Annotated in this window: 6 protein-coding genes; 1 reads left to right on the top strand and 5 read right to left on the bottom strand. The window is 45.4% G+C overall.

The genetic code is table 11. The features are described from left to right. The 5 genes from IQP38_RS16275 to IQP38_RS16255 form a co-directional block, all read right to left on the bottom strand. Nucleotides 1–1,409: VWA domain-containing protein (locus tag IQP38_RS16275; RefSeq protein WP_193837763.1), on the bottom strand; the 1,409-nt coding region annotated here is incomplete at its 3' end. Continuing rightward, nucleotides 1,402–2,406 carry a vWA domain-containing protein gene (locus IQP38_RS16270; protein ID WP_017635418.1) on the bottom strand — a complete coding sequence of 335 codons (1,005 nt, stop codon included), beginning with the start codon at nt 2,404–2,406 and terminating at the stop codon, nt 1,402–1,404. The genes IQP38_RS16270 and IQP38_RS16275, both read right to left, overlap by 8 nt. Continuing rightward, nucleotides 2,399–2,875: a DUF4381 domain-containing protein gene (locus IQP38_RS16265; RefSeq protein WP_017821862.1), complete on the bottom strand. Its 477-nt coding sequence runs from the start codon at nt 2,873–2,875 to the stop codon at nt 2,399–2,401. Before IQP38_RS16265 ends, IQP38_RS16270 begins: the two co-directional genes overlap by 8 nt. 37 nt (nt 2,876–2,912) lie before the next feature. Further along, nucleotides 2,913–3,839, bottom strand: a complete 927-nt coding sequence (locus IQP38_RS16260) for a DUF58 domain-containing protein (protein ID WP_017635416.1) — start codon at nt 3,837–3,839, stop codon at nt 2,913–2,915. Nucleotides 3,840–3,852: 13 nt separating this feature from the next. After that, nucleotides 3,853–4,809 carry an AAA family ATPase gene (locus tag IQP38_RS16255; RefSeq protein ID WP_025768547.1) on the bottom strand — a complete coding sequence of 319 codons (957 nt, stop codon included), beginning with the start codon at nt 4,807–4,809 and terminating at the stop codon, nt 3,853–3,855. Nucleotides 4,810–5,119: 310 nt separating this feature from the next. Between IQP38_RS16255 and IQP38_RS16250 the strand changes: the two genes are divergently transcribed. Beyond that, entirely contained in the window at nt 5,120–7,036 is a 1,917-nt protein-coding gene (locus IQP38_RS16250) for a methyl-accepting chemotaxis protein (protein WP_193837762.1), read from the top strand. Nucleotides 7,037–7,049: the final 13 nt, after the last annotated feature.

Below are 7,049 nucleotides of genomic sequence, written 5' to 3'. Positions count from 1 at the left end.
TGTTGCTGTTGCTGTTGCTGTTGCTGTTGCTGTTGCTGTTGCTGTTGCTGTTGCTGTTGCTGTTGCTGTTGCTGTTTTAGCTTTTCTTCTACAACCGATAGGTTTTTCTTCGCGGCTTCAAAGTTAGGCTTTTCCTCTAGCAGTTTTTTATACAAATCAGCCGCATCTTCTAATTGACCATTTTGAGCGAGCGAGTTGGCGAGGTTATAGCGGCCGTTAAGGGAGGCATCATGAGAAAATGCTTCGATAGCGGCTTCGTAGTCACCTTTTTGATAACTGGCGGCTCCTTTCCAGCTTGGGTTTGTAAATAGGTTTTGCGCCTGTTCATACTCACCTTGCTTGTAGAGTTCCGCTCCTTGTTGGTCGGCATTTAAGAACGGATTAGCTTCTGCATGCGGTGTCCACGTTACTGGGACTACACTCGCAACTACCATCCAAATCAGGCCGCGTCGAAACAGTAAAGCCGCAGGAAGAAGTAACAACGGCAGTAACCAAAAGCCACTGTTGAGACGAGAATCAGTTTTAACTTCTTCGCTTTGGGTCGCAGAAAGCTGGCTACCAATGTTATTGGTAAAGGCCGCGATATTTTCAACATCACGGTTGGTGTGTTGAATAGGAACAAATAGGCCACCAGTTTTATTCGCTAGCGTCTGTAGGTTTTTCAGGTTTGTTTTCGCTACGACGGTTGTGCCTTGTGCCGTTTTTAGCAGAGAGCCATCGGGCAGCGCGATAGGCGCACCGTTAGGAGTTCCGACGGCAAGAACAGAAATGCGAAACTTTGTACCTTGGACTAAATCTAACGCGCGAGACAGCTCTGACGTATCAAGATCATCCGCTAACACGATGATATCGCCTTGTTGCGTGCCGGCTTGAGAAAACTGGTTGATCGCAAGTTCAATCGCGGCAGGCAGGTTTGCTCCTTGAAAAGGCATCAGCTCTGGTGACAAATTTTCGATAATGCCCGCAAGCGTGCTGGAATCAGTTGTCAGTGGACTTAAGTTATAGGCATCGCCAGCGTAAGCAATAAGTCCAGTGGCTCCCTCTTTCCATTTAGGCAGCAAATCGAGCGTCTTATAACGTGTTTGTGCTAGCCGATTGGGTTTGATGTCTGTAGCAAACATAGAGCGAGACATATCAAGCACCAAGATACGGTTTTGGTTTAACTCAAAGCTTGGTCGAGCATTGGACTGCCAGCTTGGCCCCGCTAATGAAATGCAAGTTATTGCCCAAGCTAAACCCCATAGAGTGAAGTAATGCTTAGACTGCGTGTTTTGTCCGAGCATCCGCGATAGGTGAGGGGCAATCAGTGTGGACTTTTGGGCTCTAAATTTGTGATTAAGCAAGAGTGCGATAGGGATCACGATGAGCCCCAAAAGCCAATAAGGATTGAGGAAAATAAACTCAGCCATGTTTTCTCCTTAATAGGAATAACAATACCGATAATACAAATGCAGCGCTTAATGGATATGGAAACCATTCAGACTGTGGGCGCCAAGTTTGTGTGTCGCTAGATACGGGTTCTAGCTGGTTGATGGTGTCATAAATCTTTTCGAGCTCTTCTGTATCTCGCGCTCGAAAATATTGTCCACCTGTCACCTCTGCCACTTTAGTCAGTGTTTGTTCATCTAAATCGGCTGCGGTGTTGACTTTGCGAGTCATGAAAAACTCCTTCACCATCATTTCACCAGCGCCCACGCCCACGGTGTAAATAGTGGCGTTGTATTTTTTCGCAATTTCCGTTGCTTCTAGCGGCTCGAGCACCCCTGCAGTATTGCTGCCGTCACTGAGCAAAATCATGACTCGTTGCGGAGCATCACTGTCTACAAAGGTTTTTGTGCCTAACCCAATACCATCACCAATGGCGGTTCGTTGACCAACCAAACCGATGACGGTTTGATTAATCTGTTGCATGACGCTTTTTCGGTCTGCAGTGAGTGGTGTTTGCAAATAAGCATGGTCGCCAAACAAAACAACTCCGAGACGGTCACCTTTTCTCTTTGCTACGAAATCAGACAGAACTTTTTTGACTGCTGTGAGGCGATCGATATATTCGCCGTTGAGTTCCATGTCTTCCTGCTGCATCGAACCGGACAGATCGACGACTAACATCAAGTCCCGATATTTGGGTTGGAATTCAACGGGATCACCAAACCAAACTGGACGCGCACAAGCGACGACAAGAAGGCCCCAGATCGCGATTGAAAGTGCTTTTTGCAGCGCTTGCTTAGGCTTGCTGCGATTCTCATTGGTTGGTAAGTACGCCAATTTGATCTCGGCTTGTTGAGATTCTTGTGGCAGGAACTTGTATACCAGCCAGGGGATGGGCAACAAAAACAGTGCCCACCACCAGACAAATTCAATGTTTAGCCATTGGGCAAGATCGGTTATGAGTGTTTGCTCAGTCACGGTTATTTGCCTTTTTCTTTGGTGGTAAAGCGTAGGTTATCCAAAAGACACAATCGTCTACCAAGCTTTGATGCTGCCCTTGGGAAGAATTCTGATACAACGCTTCTTGCCACTGATGTTGTTTGTCTACGAATCGACTTTCTTTGGTATGGCTATCGAGAAATTCATACCAAGCGATTCCGGTTAATGGTGCGATCTCTTCACGCGGAAAGTAACTCAATGCTGCCTGGCGCAATATTTCCAGAGCAGAAGAGGGGGTATGAGGCGCGGTAGGTTGAGTTAAAAGTGTTAATGCTGTCTTTTTTGCGCGTAAGTGTTTTTTACGCCATCTCACATAAAGACAAATGCCGAAAACGAAGAGCAAGGTGGCTGCAAGCACCACCCACCATCCCCAAGCGAGCGGAAACCAATCCGGTGCGTTTGGCAAAATCAAAGGTTCAAGGTCTAGGCTTTGGTTGTTTGTTGTCATTATTATTACTGCTTAATAAATACTGCTTGTCAGTTTGTTAGCTTAATTGTGAAATTAAGGGCCAGCCACTTGATAGCGTGTTAAATGGAATTGCTATCGAATGGCACTGTTGCTTAATGGTTTCTTGATGTTGGGTAAAGTGGTTTTCGAGTTCTCTTCGTTGTCCTTTAGAGCCAAAGTTAAACCATTGACTATGCAGCCCATCCGAAGCTTTCACTTGACCTCTAAAGTCTGTTTCGCCTCTTTCTAACGGATCATAAAATTGAACAGCCCTTACGCTATTGTGTTGTTTGAGTCGACGTAGTTGTGCCAGTTCCGTTGGTATTACGTGGGCAAAATCACTGAGCATAATCAATTCGCTACCTTTTGGGGTGAGCGTATGAAGTGTCTCCAATACTTGTGCATACGGCAGTGTACGAGTGTCGTTGCTTGCAGTACGAGTTACTTGCGCATTATGTATGTCGACTATGGCGTTAAGAATCCGCAGCCCTTGTCTTTGTAAAGAAGAGGGGCGAAATTCAAGACATTGATGTCCGTCATCAATCACTGCGCCGATGCGATTTTTTTTAGCTAGAGTTAGCCAAATTAGAACACTGGCAAAGTGGGCCAATTGAACGGATTTGAGTACATACTTAGATCCAAAATGTAGACTAGAACTTAGATCAAGATAAAGAATGACCGCTTGCTCTTTATCTTCTGCAAACAATTTTGTATGTGCTTTACCGGTCCTAGCGGTGACTCGCCAATCAATGCTGCGAATATCGTCGCCAGGTTGATATTGGCGCACCTCCATAAAATCCATACCTCGCCCTTTTTGGCGACTGGTATGGTTACCACTCATCTGCGACCAGAGACTCTGTGCTGGTGGTAACCAACGTACAGATTGAGTGCGATATTGGAGCAGCTCTTCAAGGGTTAATGTCACCCCATTCGCATGAGGTGGTAATGAATGTGTAGCGGACATATCACTCACCTGTTTATGCACTGCCAACAAGGTTTAGCAGTTTATCGATGACCTGGTTTGCCGTAATGCCTTCCGCTTGAGCGTGGTAACTCAACAATAAACGGTGGCGCAGTACCGGATAAGCCATGGTTTGAACATCTTCCGGAGAGACAAAATCACGACCAGCAAGCCAAGCGTGCGCACGTGCACAGCGATCAAGAGCGATGGTGGCACGCGGACTCACACCCATTGACAACCACTTGTCCAACTCAGTGTCATATTCGTTGGCTTGACGTGTCGCCATAACTAAACGGACGATGTACTGCTCTATCGTTTCCGCCATATGAATATCCAACACTTCTTTACGTGCGGTGAATATATCTTGTTGGCTTAACATTGGGCGTTCAACCTTTGCTTCGCCTTTTGCTTCTCCGCGGTTAATACGCAAGATAGATAGCTCATGCTCCGCATCTGGGTATTCCACTTCTAAATGCAATAAAAAGCGGTCTAGCTGCGCTTCAGGAAGGGGGTAGGTCCCTTCTTGCTCTATCGGGTTTTGAGTTGCCATAACCAAAAACAACTCTGGCAGCGGGTAGGTATGACGACCTGCTGTGACTTGTTTCTCTGCCATTGCTTCAAGCATTGCCGCTTGTACTTTGGCTGGCGCACGGTTTATCTCATCCGCAAGAATAAGCGAGTTGAAGATAGGACCTGATTGGAAAGTGAATTCTCCGGTTTCGGGACGGAAGATATCGGTGCCGGTTAAATCGGCTGGCAGCAAATCAGGGGTGAACTGAATGCGGTGGAAGTCGCCTTCAACACAGTCTGAGAGTGATTTTACTGCACGGGTTTTTGCTAACCCAGGAGGGCCTTCAACTAAAATATGCCCATCCGCAAGAAGCGCAACAAGCAGTTGCTTTACCAGATCTTGCTGTCCGATGATCTGCGACTCTAAGTATTGCTGAAGAGTTTCGAAGTTAGATTTATGCATGCTTTGGACTCTCGGTATCCATGTGATTTTCGTGTTGAGTATTGGTCATTTTCCATGTGAAAAAAGTTCCAACGCTCTATTGCAATTTATCTTTTCAATATTGGGACGCTACAGAGAATTGCAAGTACGTGCTATCTCTGAAAGTGCTTATTTGACAGTGTGTTACATTTATTTTTCATAATATAATGAGAAATGCCTCTAGTTTTGTACATATGAGCCGATAAAGATTCCGTGGTGTGCGTGTCATGAGATATGCACCTGATTCCCCTTGTGGGGCCAATAACAAGTGATTCTTTTAAAAGGTCCGAATATGTTGAAACTTCATTCCTTGAGCATCAAACAGAAGGTTGTACTTGGCATTACGTTTGCTGTTCTAGCATCAACAATCATTGTTGGTGTTATGGCTCAGCGTCATGCGAGAGATGTATTGAGCCATCGTCTTATTGACATCGAGCTACCTGCGATGTTGCAGCAAATCAATACCGAAATTGACCGCGAAGTTGTCGAAATGCAACAAGCGGCAAAACAGCTGGCTACAAACGAATTTATTGTTGAAGCCCTATCTAATACAGACCGTGATCCGTCAGTAGAAGTTCAGTTGGTTCAGCAGCTCAATAACGTTAAATCACAGTATGGTCTTAATGATGCGTCGGTAGCGAATCGTCAAACGGCATATTACTGGAATCAAAACGGATTCTTACGTCAACTTAACCGAACGCAAGATGCTTGGTTCTTTGGATTTACGTCGTCTGGTCAAGAAACGTCCGTGAGTGTGTTCCAAGAGGCAAATGGCGAAGTGAAAATGTTTGCCAATTTCCAAGATCTTAATGGTACATCAATGTCAGGTCTCTCTAAATCTATGGGAGACATGGTTGCTTTGCTCAATAGGTTTAAAATTGAAGATACGGGTTACGTGTTCCTCACTAATGAACAAGGCCAGATTCAAATACACCGCCAACAAGGTAAGAACCAAACTTCTATCACTAAACTATTTGGTAGTGACGCAAGTGCGCTGTTGAACAAAAATAGCTTCAACCTAATTAATGTGGAGTTTGAAGGGCAGGATACTTTTGTTTCTAGTTTGTATGTTCCTTCAATGAACTGGTTTGTTATTGGCGTGGTTCCCGTTGATGAAGTATTCGCAGACCTGAATGCGACAGCTAAAAAAATGCTGTTTACGACCATCATTGTTGCCGTTGTATTCATCCTCATGGGCGTATGGTTAGCAAACAGCATTACGAAACCAATCCGACTGATTGCCGATCGTTTTACCGACCTTGGGCAAGGTGAAGGCGATTTGGCGCAGCGTATTGAAATTAAGGGTAATGATGAAATTGCTCAGCTTTCAAAAGGCTTTAATGGATTTATTGAGAAGATTCATGCCACGATGAAAGAGGTTGCTCTAACCAGTGGCTCATTAAGTCAAGCGGCAGAAAGTGTGTCAACGAAAGCAACATCCACACACGACAACAGCCAAGAGCAGCGTGATCAAACCATTCAAGTAGTTGCAGCTATCAACCAAATGGGTGCGACCATCAGTGAAATTGCATCGAACGCTGCTACCGCTGCTGATACGGCAAATCAGGCTTCAGATAACACTCAAACTGGTCGAGAAGTTGTGATGAAAGCAAAAGAGGTGATCAGCCGCCTAGCCGATGATGTTGAAACAACCAATATTGTTGTTACGCAGTTGGCGTCGACAACCAAAGATATTGGCTCGATTCTGGGTGTAATTCGTGACATCTCTGAGCAAACGAATTTACTTGCGCTAAACGCTGCAATTGAGGCTGCTCGTGCTGGTGAGCAGGGACGTGGTTTTGCGGTTGTTGCTGATGAGGTAAGAAACCTAGCTTCACGCACGGCTGATTCTACAGAAGAGATTCAGCGCATGATCAATCAGCTTCAAAGTGACGCACAAGACGCGGTAAGTGCTATGGAAGCGGGCAAAGCGGTCACCATAGAAGGGGTTACTTCTACCGATGAAGCAGTCGAGGTATTAATCAGTATTTCTGAACGAATCACCGACATCTCTGATCGTAATACACAAGTTGCAACGGCGACGGAAGAGCAATCCACGGTGGTGCATACCATTAATCAAAATATCGAAGAAATCAACGCGATAAATGAAATGACAACCGCGACAGCAGAAGAGTTGGCGGATGCAAGTCGCGATCTTCAAGCGCTCTCTTCTCGTTTAGACAAGATGGTTGGTAGCTTCAAGTTATAGAGTTGGATAGAAT

It is taken from the genome of Vibrio sp. OPT41 (assembly GCF_015163595.1).
Classification (GTDB): Bacteria; Pseudomonadota; Gammaproteobacteria; order Enterobacterales; family Vibrionaceae; genus Vibrio; species Vibrio alginolyticus.
Note: the sequence above shows the minus strand (reverse complement) of the source record. Positions and strands in the feature narration are given on the sequence as shown.